Below are 22,079 nucleotides of genomic sequence, written 5' to 3'. Positions count from 1 at the left end.
TATGGTACAGGTTACATATTACGGTCAATCTTGTGTCGAGTTTGATTTCGACGGGGTGAAAGTGTTGCTAGATCCCTTTATTCGAGGAAATGCTTTAGCGGAATCGGTAGATGTAGGAAGCCTACGTCCTGATTATATCTTCTTAAGTCATGGTCATGGTGATCATGTCGCAGATATGTATGAGATTCAGAAAAATAGTGATGCTACGGTTGTTTCGATTGTGGAAACAGCGGCTTGGGTGCGCCGACAAGGAGTACCTGAAGAGAAAGTTATCGAATATAACTTCGGCGGTATCTTGGAACTCCCTTTTGGAAAAGTGAAGATGGTATATGCATTACATACCAATAGTACTCCCGATGGTCAGTATGGTGGTTTCCCTGTAGGTTATGTTTTCTTTATCGGCGATAAGAAGATCTATTTTGCGGGAGATACGGGACTTACTATGGAGATGAAGTTGCTCGAAGATCTAGCCCTTGATTGGTCTTTATTACCAATTGGAGGACACTATACGATGGGGGTAACCGACGCTATTAAAGCTGCGGGTTTTGTGAACTGTAAAAATATTATTGGTATACATTACAATACCTTTCCACCGATAGCTATTGATACGGCTGCTGCAAAGGTAGACTTTTCGCAGGCCGGATTAACGTTACATTTGCCGGCGGTTGGTGAGACGATGGTATTGTCATAATGCCGGTTGATTTATATAAAAAGGGGGAACATGATTCATGTTCCCCCTTTTTATATAAATTGTATCTCTTTTCTGTGCGAAAAACTATTTAGCTTTTGCCGCTCTATTGATATGGAATTGTACTAAGTCGTCTATTGGGGAGCGTAATATTTTCCCTACCTGCATGCCATATTGGTGTGCTTTCTCAGTAAGTACATTTCTGAAATTGTATCCCACAGAGCCAATACAGTTAAAAGTATAGCTTTGGTAATCAGGGTAATTGCTAACCAGGTTTTTGAAGAAAGCTTCAAATGCATCGTCAACAATTTGACGTGTATATTGGATGTTCACATTGTTATCGTAAACAAATTTGCTGAAACTAGCGCAGAATCTATTTGCTAACGGTTTCGTATATACGTTATCCATAATTTCATCCGGTGTCAACTTGTATGTTTCAAAAAATGCAGCTGAAACATCTTCAGGCATTAATCCGCGGATAAAATCTGTTAATAATTTCTTTCCAATATAGGAACCACTACCTTCATCACCTAAGATATAAGCGGCAGAATCAATATTGTGTGTAATTTCTTGTCCGTCGTAGATACAGCTGTTTGTTCCCGTTCCTAAGATGGCAGCAAAGCCGGGTTGGTCGCCCAATAGCGCACGTGCAGCGGCCAAAAGATCATGTCCAACTTCAACTTTAGCATTAGGGAAAACTATTTGTAAAGCTACTTCAACGATTTTAGCCTTTTCTCCATTGTGGACACCAGCGCCATAGTAGTTAACTTCGCTTACTTTCTCAAACGGTAAGTCTTGAGGTAATCCTTTTTTTAGGGAGTGAACGATGTAGTCACTATCAACAAAGTATGGGTTATATCCTTCCGTGTTGAAATAAATTTTTTTATTCGAATCATCCAACAAACACCAGTTTGTTTTTGTTGACCCTCCGTCCGCAATGATAATCATTATAGATTGGTTTTTATGGTGTTATTTTTAGTTTGTTTGTTAATCAATTGTGAAATTGTTCGTTCGAAAATACGTCTTTAACTTCAAAAACAAGAATATTAAACTTTAAAAAATGTACTTTTTTAAACCTCTACTTATTTTTTTTTATAAAAAAGTGCCTTTAAAATACATTAAAGGCACTTTTTTGGAATGTAATTTTTTACTTCACTTAGTGTATATAGTACAATAACAAAAGCTTAATGTCCACCTTCAGATTCGATTTGGTCAATATCAATACCCTGTTTCTTCAAGAATCCACGAACGATAATCGCAAATAAAATAATATAGGCAAAACCAAGAAGTGGTAATATATAAGAATTGTGAATACCAATAATATCAGCTAATTTTCCTTGCAATGGCGGAATAATAGCGCCCCCTAGAATCATCATGACCAAGAAAGCGGAACCCTGTTCTGTATATTTTCCAAGACCAACGATCGATAAACTAAAGATGGAGCCCCACATGATAGAACATGCTAATCCGCCGGTAAGGAAGGCGAAGATGGCCACCATTCCTGTCGAAACTAAACCGACAACCATCGCCAATAAACCAAGCGCACCAAAAATAAGAAGGGTACGTGCTGGTTTTTCTTTACTGATGAAAAATGAAATAATTTGGATGGCTACACAGATAATAAAAAATAAAAGGTGAGACATGTCGAATCCGGCTAAGCTATTCACACCTATAATAATAGCAAAGGCTACGATAGGAACGATAACCAATAAAATTTGTTTGGTTCGGTTTGTAAATTGAAATGCGGAAATGGCACCAGCCCAACGTCCGATCATCATTCCTCCCCAGTACATGGATACATAAGGCGTAATCTCCGAGGATTGTAGACTGCCAAATTCGTCCAATGTTAAAAGTTCACCAAGGTTACTTCCGATGGCGACTTCAACCCCTACATATATGAATAAAGCCAACATTCCCAGCACTAATTGTGGATATTTCATTGCCCCCCAACCGGCTGCATTTTTTGAAGCTTTACTGTACGCGAAAACTAAACCACCGATTACTGAAAGAAGTGCACCTACCAACCATGCCATGCGTTTTAGTTCCAAAGGATGAGCTATTTCACGTATTTGGGCTTTAAGTGTGGTAATAGCGGCAGGATCTGTTAAGGTGCTTAATTGTGCCTGTAGCTTTTCAATTTGCAATGCTGTTTCTCCTTTGTAACTGGTAAACACAGGGATGAACATTAGAAGAAGCAAAATCGTCATGACAATAAGGGTGTTTTTTGCTTTGTTGGCTGATTCCATAGGTTCATTGTTAACACCGGCAGGGACTTTTTTAGAGAAATGAAAAAGACCTGCTGCCAACACGAAAAGTAAACCCACAATAATGTATAGGTAGACAACCTTGTTTAATGGTAAGTTCGCAATTTCACTGTTTGAAATAGGTTCAAACGTGCTGAAGAGTGCGTAACCAATCACAAGCGGACCAATTGTTGTCCCAAAGGAATTGATGGCACCACCCAAATTTACGCGAGAAGCGCCTGTTTTAGGATCACCTAAAAGTACGGCGAACGGGTTTGCTGCGGTCTGTTGTAAAGAAAACCCTAAAGCCACGATAAATAAACCGATTAACATACCTACATATACATTCACCTCAACCGCTATAATCATAGCTGCCGCACCAAGGGCCGAAAATAATAAACCGTAGATAATACTTCGTTTATACCCCCATTTACCGACGAGATCTCGGCCGGAGATGGTGCTAAATATAAAAAGTAAAAGTGCTCCAATATAGTAGGCACTATAAAAAGCAAAGTCAATTAATTGTGATTGAAATTGATCCAGTTGAAAGTAATTCTTACAAAAAGGAATGAATACGCTATTTCCTGCGGCAATAAATCCCCAGAAAAAGAAGACAACTACTAAGGTGTATAGGGCAGGGTAGTTGGTTGATTGATTTTCTTTCATACAGTATTAAAACGTTTTAGTTTGATTTTTAAACATACAAAGATTATTACAAATCTAAAAAAAATATAAGGTTGATAACTTTTGTAAAACATTTTTTTGAAATCTCCGTTATGATTTGTATATTAAAGTCTAATATGCAGAGAAAAATATTAATAATTTTCTTTGAATTTACAATTGTTATATTATTTTTGTGCCGATTCTCAAATTTATCCTTTGATAAATAGTTTACAAAAGCACTATGGAGTAACTGTTTGTCTTTGTCTTAACCATATTAACTGTTGGTTTCTACAAAAATTTTGGATGGATTCATAAAAGCAATAAAATCCTATATCTCATAATATTAAAAGTTAATGGATATTAATGAACTAAATACCAAGCTCGTGTCGGAGTTACGCGAGATTGCAAAAGTATTAGGCATCACTGATGTTGAAAAACTACGCAAGCAAGAATTGATCGATCAAATTGCAGATATTGCTAAGCAATCTGCGGATGAGGTTAAGGAAGAAGACAAAAAAGAAGAAGTTGGTGCAGAGCGTACTCGTAAGCGCGTACGTACCGTTAAAACAGAGCCTGTAGCTTTAGCAAAGCGCGAGGAAGTTAAGGCTGATCAGGAAGTAGAACGTGCCACACCTTCTACCAATGAAGAAAACACAGTATCCGCAAAACCAGAAACACCGGCAGCACCGGTTCTCCCAACCGATTTTGATAATGTTATTGTAAATGAGGGTGTTTTAGAAATTATGCCTGATGGCTATGGTTTCTTACGCTCATCCGATTATAACTATTTGACGTCCCCTGACGATATTTATGTGTCGCAATCTCAGATCAAATTATTTGGTCTTAAGACTGGAGATAATGTACGTGGATCTATTCGCCCACCGAAAGAAGGGGAGAAGTATTTTCCATTAGTACGCGTAGAGGCAATTAACGGGCAGAATCCAGCTGAGATTCGCGATCGTGTGCCTTTCGACTATTTAACACCATTGTTCCCGACGGAGAAGTTAAACCTTGATTTAGGTACTTCAAATCATTCGACACGAATTATGGATTTGTTTACACCAATTGGTAAAGGGCAGCGTGGTTTGATCGTGGCACAACCAAAAACGGGTAAAACAAACTTACTGAAAGAGGTTGCAAATGCGATTGCGAAGAACCACCCGGAAGTATATTTGATCATCTTGTTGATCGATGAACGTCCGGAGGAGGTGACCGATATGGCGCGTAGCGTGCGTGCTGAGGTTGTTTCTTCTACATTTGACGAACCAGCAGACCGCCACGTGAAGATTGCCAATATTGTTTTGGAGAAAGCTAAACGTATGGTTGAATGCGGACACGATGTGGTTATCTTATTGGATTCGATCACTCGATTGGCTCGTGCGTACAATACGGTGGCTCCAGCGTCTGGAAAAATCCTTTCTGGTGGTGTCGATGCAAATGCGTTACATAAACCTAAACGTTTCTTTGGGGCTGCGCGGAATATTGAAAATGGTGGTTCATTGACAATTTTAGCAACAGCACTTACAGATACGGGGTCTAAAATGGATGAAGTTATCTTTGAAGAATTCAAAGGAACAGGTAACATGGAGTTGCAGCTTGATCGTAAATTGGCGAACAAACGTGTATTCCCTGCAATCGATCTTACAGCTTCAAGTACGCGTCGTGATGACCTTCTTGTTGATAAGGATACGTTACAACGTATGTGGGTGTTGCGTAATCACTTAGCCGATATGAACTCTAATGAAGCGATGGAATTCTTGTTGACGCAAATGCGTGGTACGAGATCTAACGAGGAGTTTTTAATAAGTATGAACAAGTAATATCATCAATATTTACTACTTTTAAGCCATCTTTTGCTTGTCAAAGGGTGGCTTAATTTTTTTATGACATGAAGAAACATATTCCAAATACATTAACTTGCCTGAATCTTTTTAGTGGATGCATAGGTGTGCTCTTTGCTTTGGAAGGTGAATTTCTTTATGTTTTTTATTGCATTTTGGCCTCGGGTATTTTTGATTTTTTTGATGGAATGGTTGCACGTGCCTTACATGTTAAATCAAATATAGGTAAGGAGTTGGATTCTTTGGCAGATATGGTCAGTTTTGGCTTTTTACCCGGAACTATACTTTTTATGCTTTTTAAAGAAGCAAGCGATGCTGCATATCTGCCATACATCGCTTTTTTAGTCACCGTTTTCTCTGCCTTACGATTGGCAAAATTTAATATTGACGAACGTCAAACGACGGATTTTATCGGACTAAATACACCGATGAATACTTTCTTTATTATTTCGTTGCCCTTTATTGCGCAGCAGTACCCACAATTAGTTTACAATGTACCCGTCCTTCTTGTGATTACAGTTGGGACAAGCTTACTGTTAGTTTCAGAAATTAAACTATTTAGTATGAAACTGACGACTATGGCATGGTACCCCAATAGATTTAAGTACATTTTTTTGATGATTAGCGTACTTCTATTGATCGTTTTCAAATTTGTGGCCCTTCCTTTCGTCTTGCTTATTTATATCGTGATGTCTCTGCTTCACTTTGCACAAGAAAAAGCTGTTAAATAGTTTCCAAGTACCGGTTTATCTCATCCATTAGGGTGTTATATTCTTCTTCAATGAGGCTGAATTTATGATTGATTGTACGGATGGAGTCCTCATTTCTTCCTGCATGTTCGAGTTCCTGGAATTTTGTGTGCAAAGAAGAAGCACCTATATAGCCTAGTGTAGGTTTTATGTGGTGTGCCTTTGATGCAATTTCAGTATGATCTTCCGCCAATACAGCGTCCCGTAAATCTTCAAAATCTAAAGGAATCTGGGTTTGATACAAGCCTAGGAATTGCTTAATGATCGCTTTGTTATCCATTAGGTTTGCCGATATAGCGCTGGGATTTATTATTTTATAATTGCTGTTCATTTCTAAGGCAGGTGGATATTAACTTTTAAAGGATCTATGCAAGATAACAACAAATCATGGTTGCTTGTTTTTAATACAGGGTGAATATATTCAGACGCTATTTCATTCAATGGGACCAATACAAATCGACGTTCCTGTAAAAGAGGATGAGGGATGATAAGACGTTGGTCTTCGTATACTAAATCATTGAAGTATAAGATATCAATATCAATGGTCCGCGCACCCCATTTAGTGAGGCGTAAACGTCCCAATAATATTTCTATGGCCTGGATTTCGTTCAGTACTTCTAAGGGGGTGAGCTCCGTCTCTATACAGAGGGCTTGATTTAGGAATCGAGGCTGGTCGGTAACGCCCCAGGCTTCAGATTCATAGATATTAGATTTATTGGCAATGACACCTACTCTTCTACTTATTTCCACACAAGCGCTGCTTAGTTGTAACAGTGGTTCACCTAAGTTTGCGCCTAACAACAAAATCACTTTATTCATGAAGCAAAAATGTAAAGCATATTGATAAAATTTAGTATAGTTCAAAAGAAAGGTTTAATTTAGAAAAATCAAAATTATCATGCTATGAAATCGTTTCTTAAATATGTTTTAGCTACAATCACAGGGATTGCTGTGGTGTTTGTGCTACTTTTTTTTATTCTGGTCGCGGTCATTTCTTCTACCGTAAGCCAAATGGGCTCAAGCACCGAAGCGAATGTGCCCAATAATGCCGTTCTGTATGTCTCACTTAATCATGTGATTTCAGAGCGCACAGCAGCTTCACCATGGGAGGGTATCGATCTGCCAGGTTATGGCGCTGTTAAATCACTCGGATTAAATGATATTGTCGCGCGTATTCAGGCCGCAAAGGAGGATAGTCGAATAAAGGGGATTTATTTTAATCCGTCATCTGTTAATGCAGGCATGGCAACGGTAAAAGCAATACGGGAAGCGTTGGTTGATTTTAAGAAATCTGGTAAATTTATTATTGCATATAGTGATGTGTATACACAGAAGGGATATTACTTGGCCTCGGTAGCCGATAGTATATATATGAATCCAGAAGGCTCATTAGATTTTAAAGGACTTTCTTCTTCGGTTACTTTCCTGAAGGAAGCGTTGGATAAATTAGGCGTCGATATGCAGGTGGTCAAGGTCGGTACGTATAAGTCTGCTGTGGAACCTTTTCTGTTGAATGAGATGAGTGCTGCCAATCGCGAGCAAATGACATCTTATCTAAACAGTACATATGATGCTTTTTTGGCTAATATAGCGGAAGGACGAAAAATTCCAGCCGATTCTTTACGTGCAATTGCTGATAATTATTTGATCCGTAATGCGGATGATGCCAAGCGCTATAAATTTATTGATGATAAGCTATATAAAGACGAACTGTTGACATTGATGAAAAAACGTCTAGGTGTGGAGGAAAAGAAAGATATTCCAACCATTTCATTGCTAGATTACAGCACGCCTGCGAAAACAGAATCAGCCACAGACCGTGTTGCAGTTTTATATGCTTATGGCGATATCGTAGATGGTGAAGGAAGCGAAGGCAGTATTGGCGGGGAGAAGCTTTCCAGAGAATTACGTAAGCTACGTCGGGACGATCGCGTAAAGGCTGTTGTTCTACGTGTTAATTCACCGGGAGGATCGGCTTTGGCTTCCGATATTATCGCACGTGAGGTAGAGTTAACAAAAAAAGTGAAGCCTGTTGTTGTCTCCATGGGAGATTATGCGGCTTCGGGTGGTTACTATATTTCGGCACTAGCGGACTCTATTTTCGCGGAGAAAGAAACATTAACAGGCTCAATTGGTGTATTTGGTTTGATTCCAAACATGAAAGGCTTGTTAAATAATAAATTAGGTATCCATATGGATGAAGTGAAAACGGGTAAATTTGCTGATCTAATGACTTCTGTGGATCGTCCGTTGACGGCCGAGGAGTATACAATAGTACAGGCAGAGGTTAATCGTGTGTATCATACCTTTACCAGCAAAGTGTCTACGGGAAGAAAAATGACGGTTGCTGCGGTGGACAGCATCGGACAAGGACGCGTTTGGACGGGGCAACAGGCGGTCGCGAATGGATTAGTGGATGGTATCGGCGGTTTGCAACGTGCGATTAATTCGGCAGCAGCGAAAGCGAAGTTGAAAACATATAGAACGGTTGAATATCCGGCCGTGAAAGATCCGTTTGCTTCCATTTTAAGTACGTCAAAAGAAAAAATTAAAATGTGGGTCATCGGAGAGGAATTGGGTGAATATCGTGCTTATATTGAGCAGTTGAGAACGGTAACCAAACGATCTGGAATCCAGGCACGCGTCCCTTATAGTTTGGAGATCAAATAAAGGGAAAGCAAAAATACAAGCACCGTAATTTTTCAATTCGGTGCTTTTTTTTATATTTATAGCTGCATTAGTAACGCAACAACTTAAACACATATAATAGTATGAAAACAATTGATGACGTAAACTTCTCTGGTAAGAAAGCCTTGGTTCGTGTGGATTTTAATGTGCCTCTTGACGAGAATTTTAATATAACGGATGATAATAGAATTAAAGGAGCGACACCAACGATTCAAAAAATTCTAAAAGATGGTGGATCTGTGATCTTAATGTCCCATTTAGGACGTCCGAAAGATGGTCCTGTGGATAAGTATTCACTTAAGCATATTGTTGCGCATTTGTCTGCTGTTTTAGGTGTTGAGGTTCAGTTTGCAAATGATTGTATTGGTGCTGAGGCGGTAGAAAAGGCTGCTGCATTGCAACCAGGACAGGTATTGCTATTGGAGAATCTTCGCTTTTATAAAGAAGAAGAGAAGGGTGATCAATCTTTTGCGGAGAAATTATCAAAATTAGGTGATATCTATGTAAATGATGCTTTTGGTACAGCACACCGTGCACATGCGTCAACCTCAATTGTTGCGCAATTTTTCCCTGGAAATAAATACGCCGGCTACTTATTAGCGGCTGAAATCAACAATGCTGAGAAGATAATGAATCATCCGGAACGCCCATTCACCGCTATTATGGGGGGCGCTAAGGTGTCTGATAAAATTGAACTTATCGAAGCCTTATTGGATAAAGTAGATAACCTGATCATCGGTGGCGGTATGGCTTATACCTTTGTTAAAGCGAGTGGTGGTGAGATTGGAAAGTCGTTGGTTGAGCTTGATAAGCTAGATTTGGCAAACCTGTTAGTGAAAAAAGCAGAAGAAAAAGGGGTTAACCTAGTATTGCCTACAGATGCGCAGATCGCAGATAAATTCTCTAATGATGCCGATGTATACAACGGCCCGAACAATGAGATTCCTGCGGACAGAGAAGGATTGGATATTGGTTCGGAATCCTCGTCGCATTTTGCAGATGTTATTTTAGCGTCTAAAACTTTGTTGTGGAACGGTCCGATGGGCGTTTTTGAGTTTGATACCTTTGCGAAAGGTACAAAAGCGGTTGCGGATGCCGTTGTAGCAGCAACGGAACAAGGTGCATTTTCTCTAATCGGTGGAGGAGACTCTGCCGCTGCGGTAGCGAAATTCGGGATGACCGAGCATGTCAGCTACGTTAGTACAGGCGGTGGTGCTTTGTTGGAATATATGGAAGGTAAAGTATTGCCAGGCGTAAAAGCTTTAGCAGACTAAACGTAATCGTTTACGTATAAAAAGAGACTGCCACGTCACTGCGAGAAGCGTAGAGATGTGGCAGTCTTCGTTTATTTTCACCGCTATAAGATTGCTACATCTTCGTTCCTCCGCTTCGTAAAGATGTTTTACCTTTCTTCTGCGAGCCCTTATTTTTTTCGTTTCCCTTGCTTTTTGCCCTTTTTTACCACAGGGCTACTAGTTTGCATTTTTTGCCAACTTAATGGGTAAGGATGTTTGTCAAAAATAGGAATCGTCTTTTTTAGCTCCGTTTGGAGGCTGATTAATTTGAGGTTGTCCTCACCGTCGCAAAAAGTAAAAGCTATACCTTCCTGTGTGCGCCCTGTTCGGCCGATGCGATGTTGATAATTTGCGGCGGTCTCTGGAAGCTCGTAGTTGATGACCGCCGATAGATTCGGGATGTCGATTCCACGTGTAGCAACATCTGTTGCCACGAGGATACTGAACTTTTTATCGCGGAAATCCTGTACGATAGACTCGCGCGTAGCTTGTGTTTTGTCGCCATACAAACCTTCGGTCGGTAGACCGTTCGCCGTCAGATGCTTTACGATACGATCTACGCCATGTGTCGTTCGGGTAAAAACAATGGCTTGTTCTATCCCAAAGTGTGTTTGAAGAAACAGTATTAGATCTTTTTTATCGGCTTTATCCACGAAGAGAAGGTATTCCGTTATCTTTTTCTGCGTTTCGCTGATCTGAATATAGGTCATATCGCGCAGTTGTTTTTTAGCCATTTTCTCAATAGCTTCCGGCAAAGTCGCCGATACAAAAACACGCTGTGCGGAGGTTGGAATCGGGGCGATAATGGTGTTTACATCATGCAAGAAACCTAATTCCAACATTTGGTCGACTTCATCAAGTATTAGTTTTTGTATGTTTTCAAACGTTATAATCCCCTGATTATAGAGGTCCAACAAGCGTCCTGGCGTTGCAACAATGACTGCTGGATTTTGTGCAAGGGCCTTAGCTTGCTTCTCATACGTTGCGCCGCCGTAGATACTGATGCACCCTACGTGGTGTTTTTTTCCTAGTTTTTGGATTCTATCTGCGGTCTGTATCGCTAATTCGCGAGTCGGACTTAAGATCAAAGTTTGTTTTCTGTTTTCCGCAGTAGCCTCTATATAGGCGGAGATTATAGGGATTGCAAAAGCTTCCGTCTTACCGCTGCCGGTTGGTGCAACAGCTAAAATATCGGTTCCGCTTAACATAGTTGGAATCAGTTTTTGCTGTATGGCAGTCGCTTTTACGTATCCAAGCTCCGTTAAGGTCTCAACCAGGCTTTTGTTTGTTATTAATTCTTCAAATTTCACAGTAAACTTTTCTCTAATATGTATAACTTAAGGTAAAGGTAGGGACAATTTTATTGCTAGCTGAGCCGTCATTGAGATAAGTTAGCTTTGTGCCTACATTCACATCGGGTAGGTTGTACTTAAATACATTAAAATCAGCAGATAAACCTAATCCCATGCTTTTGGGAGTTACTTCTTGATGAATATTCTGGAAATCAGAAAAAACTAACCCTTGGATTCGTTTAATGTAAAAAATGGATCCTAAATCCCAATCAGGATAAAAGAGAGGAAGTCTGTAGTTAACCATTGCTGTGTTGTGTACGATAGGGGAGGTAAAGTGCCCCCAACCACTGACCATTGGGATATCATAGCTGTTTTGGTATCGACCAGTGCTTCTCTGTAGGGCGAAACGGGCTTGTATACTGTGGTTGGTCACCAATCCTGGAAGATAAAAATTGCTCCGTAAAGACAGGATGTTCCCCGAGATTTGGGTTTCAAAAGGTAGGTGACGATACGTAATACTCACGTTTTGGCCCCAGCGAGGGAGTAGATCTAGCTTGCTGCGCATGTTATTTCTATTAAAATAGACCTGATAACTAAGCGGAAAAGCAATTTCATCGTTGAAATTTTTAAGATCTAAGCTTAGATTATACCGCTTAGTATAGGATGTTCCCATGTTGAAACCAAAGCTATACACTTGGTTCTGGCGATAAATAGAGAATGGAAGTGACATATCGAAAGTTACGAGATGTTCCTTGTAATCAAACATGACGGTAGATCCAGGTTTTGCACTATTTACAGCGTTTCCTACTTGACCTCTATTCGTGTATTTAGCGGTGAAAATAGGAAAAAATCGCCTGTACGATACTTCTGCAGAGTATATGCTTTTGTTGATATCAGTGTCAAATTCGTACCCTAATTTAATCTGCGTTGTATTCAATAGGTCGTTGGAGAGCCAAAATATGCCAGGGATATAGTTGTCAAATGTTTCGAAATTAGTGCCACTAATAGACAAGCTATGGAAATTAATAAGGTGTGCTGTTGGGTTGTATTTCTGTACTGGGAAGTCATCTGATAGCGGCTGTGCCGTTGGAAAAGTAACCGTTTGCAGTGTTTTATTGATGTAAATTGCACGTGTAACGGTGTCTGTGTCCGTTATTTGGTTTAACTTTTGCGAAGCAAGTTTATAACCGTCATATGCGTAGTTATTGTAGACCAGGGTTTCCTCTGGACCAAGGGAAGGGTTAAATGCACCGAAAGTAGCTTGTGTAACTTGTTGTATTTGATTGTTTTGTAGTTGGTAAATGTTGTCTATCCCATTGTAGTGCGCTTTAAATACAATGTCGTTATTTCTGTATATTGGCCGCTCTAATTGTTGGTTGCCAGCAGGTAAGCGAACAGTAGATTGACGAGTTGTTAGATCGAACTCCAATAGGCTTGTACCTGCTTTGGAGACAGCAATGCATATTAATTTATCCCCTATATTATTATATCTAGGTTGTTGTATATGTGTTGCATTAAGTGCCGATAAGGAGTCTAAAACATGGCCATTCTTGCTGTTTAGGATTACAATACGACTCCTGTTATCATGTAAAACTTCTACGACAGCGACCTCATTTTTGGTGGGATGTAAGGTGGGCGAGTAGTATCGCGATCCTTTTGTAAGCGTCTTTAGTTGCTTGTTTTTGGTATCCAGTGTATGGATTACATTGTAGGTTCGTTTTCCAAATCGAGCATCTTTTCTGTATTCATCCCATACGATTTCTGTTCCTCGAAGATGAAAGTAAGGGGTAATCTGGATGCCTGTTTTATGTATCGTTTTCTCAGCCCCAGACTCCTCCAGCATGACGATTTCGTTTACTTTCTGCGGTGATGATTTGAGGACGAATAAACGATTATTTGTGTCGTATTGCGGAAGTAAAAAGTCGGTCGGGAAGCGCGATTTTTTCGTTTCGATCACGGCGAAAGGAGGCCCTTCGATAGGTCTTTCATGTTCCCATTTAGCCGTTAAATCTTGGATTGTTTTTGTGAAAAGTTGTTTTGAATTTAACCCCGAAACAGATTGTAGGGAGCGTTGGAAATTGAAAGGACGCACTAGTTTTCCACGCATGTTTTCGAGAATTTTCTCCTGACTGTCTATTCCAAAATTGTTCGTCAGGTACGTATTCATCAGGTAGCCGATTGTATAATAAGAGGGAATATTATCCCGAAAGGACCCTAAGACATACTTACTAAAGCCATAGTTTTTACCCGATAATATGTTTGCACGGATGGGCATTTCCCATGATGGAAGGCGGCCTCTTCCGCCTTGACTGTAGAGTGTTTCAACCTGCACGGCGTCGCCTTCAAAATACCACGCAGGAAGGTTTAGTGCATACAGTGCAAGTGCCAATTGTTCGAAAAATGGTCCTTTTATTTTGCCTGTCAATTTGTCAAACTGGGCAACATGGCGCATCTCATGTAAGGCTAGGTTTGGTAGCCATTCTTGGTTGTCGGCGGTAGAGGAGGGGACAGGGTACATCTCTGATTTACGGGGTGCGAGTTGTACATATCCGTTTTGATTTAGGTGATTTCCTTGTAGTACAAGGGTGATTTTTTTTGGGATAACGCCTAAGTCTTTGGAACTTGATTCGATGAATGTTTGGAGCTCTTTGGCTAAGTTTTGGGCCGCTGGTTCAAACTCTTGTGGGAACAACAGCCTATAGTTTGCAGTTGTAATTGAACGCCATTTATCAGCAGGATGTGCTTGTTCGTTGTCAAAAATTTGAGCAAAAGAGTAATGTGAACTTAGTGTTAAGATATTAAATAGTATTATTCTGATAATTAGCTTCTTATTCATAAATAAATTCCCGATTTTACTATTTTGCTAAAAATTATAGTATTTTATTGTTTGTTTTTATTACTCGTTTGTTTATATGTGTTTGTTTTTTGACTTGATTAATAGGTTTTTATGTCTGTTGTTATTTTGTGTGTTTTTATGATTATTCGTTTGTGCTTTGAGCCTTTGTTCTTCTTTCGCTATGTGCTGCATTGCGGTCTTAAAAGCGATACCAATATAAGAGAAAAAAGTAGAAAACAACTTCTATGTTCCCCTGTTTTATTATTGGACCGGATGGTTCTTGAAGTCTGCTTCGTGTTTTGGGGTAGTTAGTGATGTGGCGCTTCGGGTTACGGGTTTGATGCTGTGGTTTACGGTGTTGAAACGTCTTGAAGAGAATCGTTCGTTTCTGTGTTTTTCTGGAGGCTTAGGCGTGGGAGAAACAGGATATTCTAAGCCGCTTTTTTGTAATATGGGCTGCTGACATTTTGGCCTTTTTTTTCTTTGATTACTTTTGTGATGTACGGTGTACGCAAAACTATTTTAGTTGATGGTCGCTGATTTGTTGTTGTTTTTGAGGTCTGTCTTTTGATGTAAATTTAGGACGTTGGAGTAGGGAAGATCACTTTTTTTTGGAGGCTGTTAAGAGGCCTATGCCCCAACTTCGAGTGTTCTTTTTGAAAGGTAAGCTAGTCATGCCTATTAAAAAAGATTAGTTATTTCAAAAAAAAAAACGACTTTTGCTGCAAACAGATTTTTACCAATGTAGGATTTTTTTTAAACGAGTGCTATGGAAGAACTAGAGATGCAAGTCGAGCTTATTGAAAAGTGGGTAGAGGCAGACGATTTTGCTGCGCTTCAAAACTATCTTAATGAGCAAAACATTTCGGATGTTGAGGAGTTAATTGATGAGCTTCCCGAGTACGCAGCGTTGTTTATTGAAACCTTAAATATCAACCGCGCTGTTCATGTTTTTAGAATCTTAGATTTCCCTACCCAAGAGCGGATTTTTAAGAAGCTCTCTGCGGGTAAAGTTCGGGAGCTGATCAATGAGATGCCACCCGATGACCGGACCTCTTTTTTAAGTGAACTTAAGGGCGATGTTGTAAAACATCTTATCATCATGCTTTCACCGGAAGAACGGAAAGAAGCACTCTCGCTATTGGGGTATCCTGAGGATAGTGTCGGTCGTTTGATGACACCCGACTACATCACCGTGAAAGAGCACTGGAATGTGTCGCGGATCTTAGATCACATCCGTCGCTATGGTAATGCTTCGGAAACGATCGATGTGTTGTATGTGATCGATGGGGAAGGAAAGCTGATTGACGATATTCGTATTCGCGATGTGTTGATCGCTGATCTGGAAACGGTTGTGAGTGACTTGATCGATAATCGTCTAATTTCTCTGAATGCAAATGATCCGCAAGAAGAGGCGGTGAATGTCTTCCGGATGAACAACCGCGTGGCTTTACCTGTTATCGATGAGCAGGGCATTATGTTGGGGATTGTGACGATCGATGATATTCTTTGGGTGGCAAATGAAGAGTACACCGAGGATATGCAACGTATCGGGGGTACGGAAGCTTTGGATGAGCCGTACCTGGATGTGTCGATTATGCACCTGGTGAAAAAGCGTGGCGGTTGGTTGATTGTTCTTTTTCTGGGACAGCTGTTGACCGCGACCGTGATCGAGCATTTTGAGGGACAGTTGGAGAAGGCGATATTCTTGATGGCGCTAATGCCGTTGATTATGTCGAGTGGAGGAAATAGTGGTTCTCAGGCTTCGACCTTGATTATTCAAGCGATGGCAATGGGCGAGGTGACATTGGCCGATTGGTGGAGGGTTATGAAGCGCGAGATCCTGTCTGGACTTTTCTTGGGGCTTATCCTAGGAACGCTGGGCTTTGTGCGAATCGCAGGATGGCAAGCATTTTCGCATGCCTATGGTGAGTATTGGGTATTGGTCGCGACAGTGGTTAGTCTTTCTTTGGTGGGCGTTGTGATGTGGGGATCGTTGACGGGTTCCATGCTTCCGTTTATGCTGAGACGCCTCGGCGCGGATCCAGCTAGTTCGTCGGCTCCGTTCGTTTCGACCCTTGTCGATGTGACAGGATTGATAATTTATTTCACGATTGCGACCTTAATCCTAGGGGGTGTATTATTATGATGAAAAAAATCTGGCTGTATTTGAGAGAGTTGTAAAAACAGTGTTAAAAATATTTGGAGAGGTCGTTTAAAGTTCCGATAATTGCATCACCGAAACGGAAATGACCAATCGGAAAGTTTCCTGAATAGCTCAGTTGGTTAGAGCATCTGACTGTTAATCAGAGGGTCGCTGGTTCGAGCCCAGCTTCAGGAGCGAAAGCCTTCTCACATCGAGAAGGCTTTTTTTTTATGCCGTTGTAAATTGAGCTGCTGCCTCGTGCCACACATTACGTATGTCTCCTGACGATTTAAAAATAGTTCTTCCTTCGATCCGAACGTAAGCCAAACATAAGTTCGTAAATCCTTCTCTTTACTATATAATTCTTTGGGAAAAGAATGTTTCGATTTAAAAAAATACATATATTTACCGCTTAACCGATTCTAAATGGAAACGTATCAGAACATCGTGCTGGAGAAGCTTCCTGCACATCTCCGAAAGTATGTAGTACCACAATTCTACGAGCGCTATACGCCGATTGACCAAGCCTTGTGGCGATATGTCATGCGGCAGAATTATATTTACCTCAAAGATGTGGCCTATTATCCGTACATCCCGGGGTTGCGCAAAGCTGGATTGACGATTGAACGTATTCCAGATTTGCAACAGATGAACGATAGCTTGAAGCAGATCGGATGGGGCGCTGTAACGGTTGATGGTTTTATACCGCCGGCTGCTTTTATGGAATTCCAGGCGCACCGGGTGCTCGTCATTGCGGCGGACATCCGGCAGCTGGAACACATCGAGTACACGCCTGCACCCGATATTATTCACGAGTCGTCGGGGCATGCTCCGATTATTGGAGAACCCGAGTATGCGGAATACCTCCAATACTTTGGAGAAGTCGGAAGTAAAGCGATGTTTTCGGCGAAAGACTTCGAGCTGTATGAAGCGATCCGGAATCTGTCGATCCTAAAGGAAGATCCAAATGCAACGCAAGAGCAGATAGCAACGGGGGAGCGCCTTCTTGAAAAGATTCAGCAGAATATGGGTGAGCCCTCCGAAATGGCCCTTCTTAGCAGGTTGCACTGGTGGACGGTGGAATATGGGTTGATCGGTACGGTCGATGATCCAAAGATCTATGGCGCGGGCTTGCTGTCCTCCATTGGAGAAAGTGTTACCTGCATGCAGCCTGAAGTGCCTAAACTCCCGTATACGCTGGATGCCGTAAACTACAGTTATGATATCACGAAGCCACAGCCGCAACTGTTCGTGACGCCGGATTTTGAACACTTGCGTGGGGTGCTCGATGAATTTGCTGCGGATATGTCATTCCGTGTCGGTGGGAAGAAAAGCGTCGACAAAGCGATTGCCTGCAAGAATGTTTGTACCGCTGTTTACAGCTCGGGCCTGCAAGTCTCGGGTATTTTTACAGCTGTTGGCGATGAAAATAAACTTACCTATATCAAAACTAGCGGACCGACCGCTTTAGCCCTTAGAGGGAAGCAGTTGCATCGGCATAGTAAAAACTACCATAAAGATGGTTTTAGTGCGCCTGTGGGTTTAGTAACGGGTTTTGACAGGTCATTGGAAGATATGACGGATGCTGACCTTTATGCCGCGGGCATAGTCGTTGGGCAAGAAACTGTGTTGTCCTTTGATTCTGGAATCACGGTCACCGGAGTTTTGGAGTCGTTAACCCGATCGGAAGATAAGCTTGTTTTGCTTTCTTTTACCAAATGTACCGTTCGCGACACGCGTACGGACGCCATCCTGTTTATGCCGGAATGGGGGATGTATGATATGGCGGTGGGCGCTCAGATTGTTTCTGTTTTTTCGGGAGCCGCTGATAAGGATGCTTACGAACAACAGTCCGATGTTTCGGAAATATCGGCGGTACGCCATGCGTACGATGAATCGACAAAACAGTTGCATGAGCGGTATGCGAGAATCCGACGGATGCGGGAGAAAGGGAATGCGACGGAAAAACTCCTTATGGAGCTATTTACAGACCTTCAGGCGAACTTTCCGGGCGATTGGCTCTCGTTGGTCGAGCTGCTGGAGATTGCTGCTAATATGAGCTTAACAGAGGCTGTGCGCCAAATCGAAGATGCGCTTGATCAGATACAAAAAAATCAACCTCACTTGGTGAAGTTGATTCAAGATGGCAAACGTTTGGCAAAAGATACCAACGTATCGTTAATTCTCTAGGTGAAGCACCACTTGCCAAGCATCATGGAGCTTGTTCTCGTCTAATAGATTTCCAATATGACGATGGGCATGCTCCATGTTGTCAAATGTGTGCTGCGGCGAACCTGTAGGATCCATGCTCGGGATCGCCTCGACATTCGCCAATAACGCTAAGTGGTTTCCCGATAAGACCTTGGAAGTTCGAATTGTTTCTGGAAGCTGATCGATGCCGATCCCTAGATTACGCAACGGTTTGGGAACGATGAAGAGGTTGTCAGAAGTTACACGACAGTACCAGTCGCCCCCAAGGCGTGCAACAAGATCTAGCTCCGCTTGATCAATATTATTTTTTTCATCCAGTAGATGGGAGTGGATGTGCATATGTACAATTTCGGCAACAACGAGGTTTCCGGCACCCGGACCATCGCCCAGCGCAATAATATCTCGCACCTTGCATTCCAGTTGAACCGGAGATTCGGCGACGCGCGGCGGTCGAACATGTAACGATGGGATCGCTGTCAATCCTGCTTTTTCAAACTCATTGATGCCTTTTCCATATTCGGTACTTGCCAGGGACTGTTGTTGTACAATCGAGTAGTTGACGATGTTGATGACCACCTCATCCAGTTCTTGAAGGTTATCCAGTGTGTGTTTGGTTGATCCATCACGCATGCGGCGCAAAGGGGAGAACACACAGATAGGCGGCTGTTGTGAAACAAAATTAAAATAACTGAATGGGCTGAGGTTAACCTGCCCGGAAGCGTCCATTGTGCTGGCAAAGCAGATAGGGCGTGGAGCAACCGCATATTTTACGAGATTATCAAAAGTAGCTTGTTGTTGTTTCGGATCAAAAGAAGTGGTTTCGTGCATGCTAGTTGTTTGTTAAGTGTACGGTATTTTCAAGAGTGCCCAAGCCAGTGACTTTCATGGTGACGGTGTCGCCCGGTTCCAGCCATTGCGTTGCATAATTAGGGTCATTTAGCTTTCCGGTTCCATTGAGTTCCAGAAAACATCCGGTACCAACTGTTCCGGATCCAATCAGGTCTCCTGGGTAAATATCAACGCCATAGGATATCCGTTCGATCACCTCGGCAAAGGTCCAGTTCATATCTGCGAAATTACCGCGCGATACTTCTTTTCCGTTTACGAGGCAAATCATCTCTAGCTGGTAAGCATCGCCAATGTGGCCGGCTGATGCGGTTGTTTTGTAAGGCTCAAGTTCATCTTTTGTAACCAACCATGGGCCGATTGCAGTCGCAAAATCTTTGCCTTTTGCGGGACCAAGGTTTAGTTTCATCTCCTCCATCTGTAGCTTTCGTGCGCTTAGATCATTCATGATCATATAGCCGGCGATATAGCTGTCCGCTTCCGCTGCGGCAATATTTCTGCCCTGTTTGTTGATGACAACAGCGACCTCCAACTCAAAATCCATTTGCTCAAAGTGCTTCGGCATACAGTCGATATTCCCTGGCCCAGCGATGGCCAGGTGATTGGAGAAGTAAAAAACTGGAAATTCATCAAATTCAGGGATCATCTCCAGTCCGCGGTTGCGACGCGAGGTCGCCACATGCTGGCGGAAGGCATAGGCATCGCGAAATGAATTCGGGCGTGGCACGGGAGCTAATAGCGTTGCTTCTTCCACGGGAACTGCGTGTGCTTGGTGCTGTCCTTCTTTTATCTCTTGTTCGATTTGTTGTGCCGCTTGCATCATCGATTCGCCTCCTTGCAAAAAAGTTGTCATGTTGTTGGGTAGGGTATTCGATATTGCATGGAGCGGGAAAATTTGGTCTTGAATAAAGAGACCTAGATGTTCCCTGTTTCTATAGCTGAATGTTGTTAATTTCATCGTGTATAATTGGATTCCGCGCTATGGGCGTTACGGCGATAAAGATAGACATCCTCTAGGGGAATTTCAAAATCTTTCGGTAGCTCTTGCTCGTGTGGATTGGAATGCTTACTTTTGAATAGTAAGCATAACCACTTATGAACAGACAGCAGCAAAAACATATAGACCTCGTGCGGGGTATGGCGCCTTTGGTGAAGGCGTTGATTGCTGATGTGGTATTTGCGCAATACTAATTTCCTGTTTTTTCCTTTCGACCAACTATAAACCCTAACCAGGTTTAGTCTAGTCTATATATTTCATTTTTTAACATGATTTACTATGCCTATTTATCATCAATTGGGGAAAATCCCACAAAAGAGACATACGGTTTTTAGAAAACCAAATGGCGAGCTGTACTCGGAAGAGTTGGTCTCGACGCACGGTTTTTCGAGTGCTTATGCGCTTGTCTACCATTGTCACCCACCAACTTTGGTGAAGCAAATCCATGAACCTTATGATGTTTCGCCTCGTATAGCGCGCGAAAAGCACCTTAAACATACCAGTCTCAAAGGTTTTCAGGTAAAACCGAAGGACGATTACTTAGAAAGTCGTGTACCTGTACTGGTGAATAACGATCTACATATCTCCTTGGCAGCGCCGCGGGAATCCCTGACGGCTTATTTCTATAAGAACAGTCAGGCTGATGAGGTGATTTTTGTACACGAAGGGAGTGGAGTGTTAAAGACGGGGTACGGAAATATCCGTTTTGGGTATGGTGATTATCTTATTATTCCGAGAGGCGTGATCTATCAGCTACATTTTGATGGACCAGATAATCGACTTTTTATTACCGAATCTTTTGAGCCGATCCGTACACCTAAGCGATATCGCAATGAATATGGGCAGTTGATGGAGCACTCGCCCTACTGCGAGCGTGATATCCGTAAGCCTGTCGATTTGGAAACGCACGATGAATTTGGAGATTTTGAGGTGCGCATAAAAAAACAAGGATTGATCTATCCTTACGTGTACGGCAGTCATCCTTTTGATTTTGTAGGCTGGGATGGGTACCACTATCCTTGGGCAATATCTATTCATGATTTTATGCCAATCACCGGCAAATTACATCAACCACCTCCGGTGCACCAGATGTTTGAGACCAATGCGTTTGTGTTGTGTAGTTTCTGTCCTCGTTTGTATGATTACCATCCAGAGGCCGTTCCGGCTCCATATAATCACAGTAACGTGGATTCCGATGAGGTGTTGTACTATGTCGATGGTGATTTTATGAGCCGCAAGTCGGTGGAACGTGGACAAATTACATTGCATCCAGGGGGGATACCGCATGGGCCACATCCAGGAACGGTCGAAAAAAGTATCGGACAGAAGGGAACGGAGGAGTTAGCGGTGATGATCGATCCTTTTAGGCCGTTAATGTTGACCGAGGAGGCTCTGCAAATTGAAGATCCTGATTATTATAAATCGTGGATGAGTTAAGGAGCATAAAGTAGTTGGTAGTTAGTAGTTAGTCGTTGGTAGTTAGTAGGAAATAGTTAGTAGAGACGCAAACCCCGAAGGGCTCAGCGCAGCTAAATTTTGTGTCTAATTAAACGCCGAAGGACTCAGCATAACTAAATTTTGCGT

16 protein-coding genes and 1 tRNA gene are annotated in these 22,079 nt (G+C 41.9%); 9 read left to right on the top strand and 8 right to left on the bottom strand.

Features of this window, described 5'->3' with window-relative positions:
• The first annotated feature begins 1 nt into the window (after position 1).
• On the top strand, positions 2–691 hold the full coding sequence (locus B9Y69_RS01045; RefSeq protein ID WP_085471168.1) for a metal-dependent hydrolase: 690 nt from the start codon (positions 2–4) through the stop codon (positions 689–691).
• An 84-nt stretch (positions 692–775) separates the two neighbouring features.
• On the opposite strand, the gene B9Y69_RS01040 is transcribed toward B9Y69_RS01045, so the two are convergent.
• Together B9Y69_RS01040 and B9Y69_RS01035 are read right to left on the bottom strand one after the other, a co-directional pair.
• Positions 776–1,636 (bottom strand): N-acetylglucosamine kinase, encoded by an 861-nt coding sequence (locus B9Y69_RS01040; RefSeq protein WP_085471167.1) that lies wholly within the window; start codon positions 1,634–1,636, stop codon positions 776–778.
• A gap of 236 nt (positions 1,637–1,872) precedes the next feature.
• Positions 1,873–3,597: an MFS transporter gene (locus tag B9Y69_RS01035; protein WP_085471166.1), complete on the bottom strand. Its 1,725-nt coding sequence runs from the start codon at positions 3,595–3,597 to the stop codon at positions 1,873–1,875.
• Positions 3,598–3,947: 350 nt separating this feature from the next.
• On the opposite strand from B9Y69_RS01035, the gene rho reads away from it, so the two are divergent.
• Together rho and pssA are read left to right on the top strand one after the other, a co-directional pair.
• Positions 3,948–5,414, top strand: a complete 1,467-nt coding sequence (gene rho / locus B9Y69_RS01030; RefSeq protein ID WP_085471165.1) for a transcription termination factor Rho — start codon at positions 3,948–3,950, stop codon at positions 5,412–5,414.
• Positions 5,415–5,482: 68 nt separating this feature from the next.
• Positions 5,483–6,166: a CDP-diacylglycerol--serine O-phosphatidyltransferase gene (pssA, locus tag B9Y69_RS01025; RefSeq protein ID WP_085471164.1), complete on the top strand. Its 684-nt coding sequence runs from the start codon at positions 5,483–5,485 to the stop codon at positions 6,164–6,166.
• Here the strand turns inward: pssA and B9Y69_RS01020 are convergent.
• Both B9Y69_RS01020 and folK read right to left on the bottom strand, forming a co-directional pair.
• Positions 6,159–6,515 (bottom strand): Hpt domain-containing protein, encoded by a 357-nt coding sequence (locus tag B9Y69_RS01020; RefSeq protein WP_085471163.1) that lies wholly within the window; start codon positions 6,513–6,515, stop codon positions 6,159–6,161. The genes pssA and B9Y69_RS01020 overlap by 8 nt on opposite strands.
• A gap of 2 nt (positions 6,516–6,517) precedes the next feature.
• Positions 6,518–7,003, bottom strand: coding sequence for a 2-amino-4-hydroxy-6-hydroxymethyldihydropteridine diphosphokinase (gene folK / locus B9Y69_RS01015; protein WP_085471162.1), 486 nt, complete (start codon positions 7,001–7,003; stop codon positions 6,518–6,520).
• 84 nt (positions 7,004–7,087) lie between these two features.
• On the opposite strand from folK, the gene sppA reads away from it, so the two are divergent.
• Entirely contained in the window at positions 7,088–8,854 is a 1,767-nt protein-coding gene (sppA, locus tag B9Y69_RS01010) for a signal peptide peptidase SppA (protein WP_085471161.1), read from the top strand.
• Positions 8,855–8,955: 101 nt separating this feature from the next.
• The gene (locus B9Y69_RS01005; protein WP_085471160.1) at positions 8,956–10,146 is read left to right on the top strand and encodes a phosphoglycerate kinase; all 1,191 of its coding nucleotides are present in this window, start codon (positions 8,956–8,958) and stop codon (positions 10,144–10,146) included.
• 149 nt (positions 10,147–10,295) lie between these two features.
• Here the strand turns inward: B9Y69_RS01005 and B9Y69_RS01000 are convergent, their stop codons facing one another.
• Together B9Y69_RS01000 and B9Y69_RS00995 are read right to left on the bottom strand one after the other, a co-directional pair.
• On the bottom strand, positions 10,296–11,477 hold the full coding sequence (locus B9Y69_RS01000; RefSeq protein WP_085471159.1) for a DEAD/DEAH box helicase: 1,182 nt from the start codon (positions 11,475–11,477) through the stop codon (positions 10,296–10,298).
• Between the two features lie 13 nt (positions 11,478–11,490).
• Positions 11,491–14,295, bottom strand: coding sequence for a DUF2268 domain-containing putative Zn-dependent protease (locus tag B9Y69_RS00995; RefSeq protein WP_085471158.1), 2,805 nt, complete (start codon positions 14,293–14,295; stop codon positions 11,491–11,493).
• A gap of 769 nt (positions 14,296–15,064) precedes the next feature.
• Between B9Y69_RS00995 and mgtE the strand changes: the two genes are divergently transcribed.
• The 3 genes from mgtE to B9Y69_RS00975 all read left to right on the top strand — a co-directional run bounded on the left by mgtE (position 15,065) and on the right by B9Y69_RS00975 (position 18,631).
• Entirely contained in the window at positions 15,065–16,444 is a 1,380-nt protein-coding gene (gene mgtE, locus B9Y69_RS00990; RefSeq protein WP_085471157.1) for a magnesium transporter, read from the top strand.
• Positions 16,445–16,562: 118 nt separating this feature from the next.
• Positions 16,563–16,636 (top strand) — tRNA-Asn (locus tag B9Y69_RS00985).
• 231 nt (positions 16,637–16,867) lie between these two features.
• The gene (locus tag B9Y69_RS00975) at positions 16,868–18,631 is read left to right on the top strand and encodes an aromatic amino acid hydroxylase (RefSeq protein WP_085471155.1); all 1,764 of its coding nucleotides are present in this window, start codon (positions 16,868–16,870) and stop codon (positions 18,629–18,631) included.
• Here B9Y69_RS00975 and B9Y69_RS00970 read toward each other — a convergent pair.
• Positions 18,620–19,480 (bottom strand): flavin reductase family protein, encoded by an 861-nt coding sequence (locus B9Y69_RS00970; RefSeq protein ID WP_085471154.1) that lies wholly within the window; start codon positions 19,478–19,480, stop codon positions 18,620–18,622. The two genes, B9Y69_RS00975 and B9Y69_RS00970, sit on opposite strands and share 12 nt — an antisense overlap.
• Before the next feature lies 1 nt (position 19,481).
• Positions 19,482–20,456 carry a fumarylacetoacetate hydrolase family protein gene (locus B9Y69_RS00965; RefSeq protein WP_085471153.1) on the bottom strand — a complete coding sequence of 325 codons (975 nt, stop codon included), beginning with the start codon at positions 20,454–20,456 and terminating at the stop codon, positions 19,482–19,484.
• 318 nt (positions 20,457–20,774) lie between these two features.
• Here B9Y69_RS00965 and B9Y69_RS00960 point away from each other — a divergent pair, with 318 nt between their 5' ends.
• The gene (locus tag B9Y69_RS00960) at positions 20,775–21,932 is read left to right on the top strand and encodes a homogentisate 1,2-dioxygenase (protein ID WP_085471152.1); all 1,158 of its coding nucleotides are present in this window, start codon (positions 20,775–20,777) and stop codon (positions 21,930–21,932) included.
• Positions 21,933–22,079: the final 147 nt, after the last annotated feature.

The sequence above is a fragment of the Sphingobacterium psychroaquaticum genome (genome assembly GCF_900177625.1).
GTDB classification, from domain to species: Bacteria; Bacteroidota; Bacteroidia; order Sphingobacteriales; family Sphingobacteriaceae; genus Sphingobacterium; species Sphingobacterium psychroaquaticum.
This window is presented reverse-complemented; position numbering and strand designations above follow the sequence as displayed.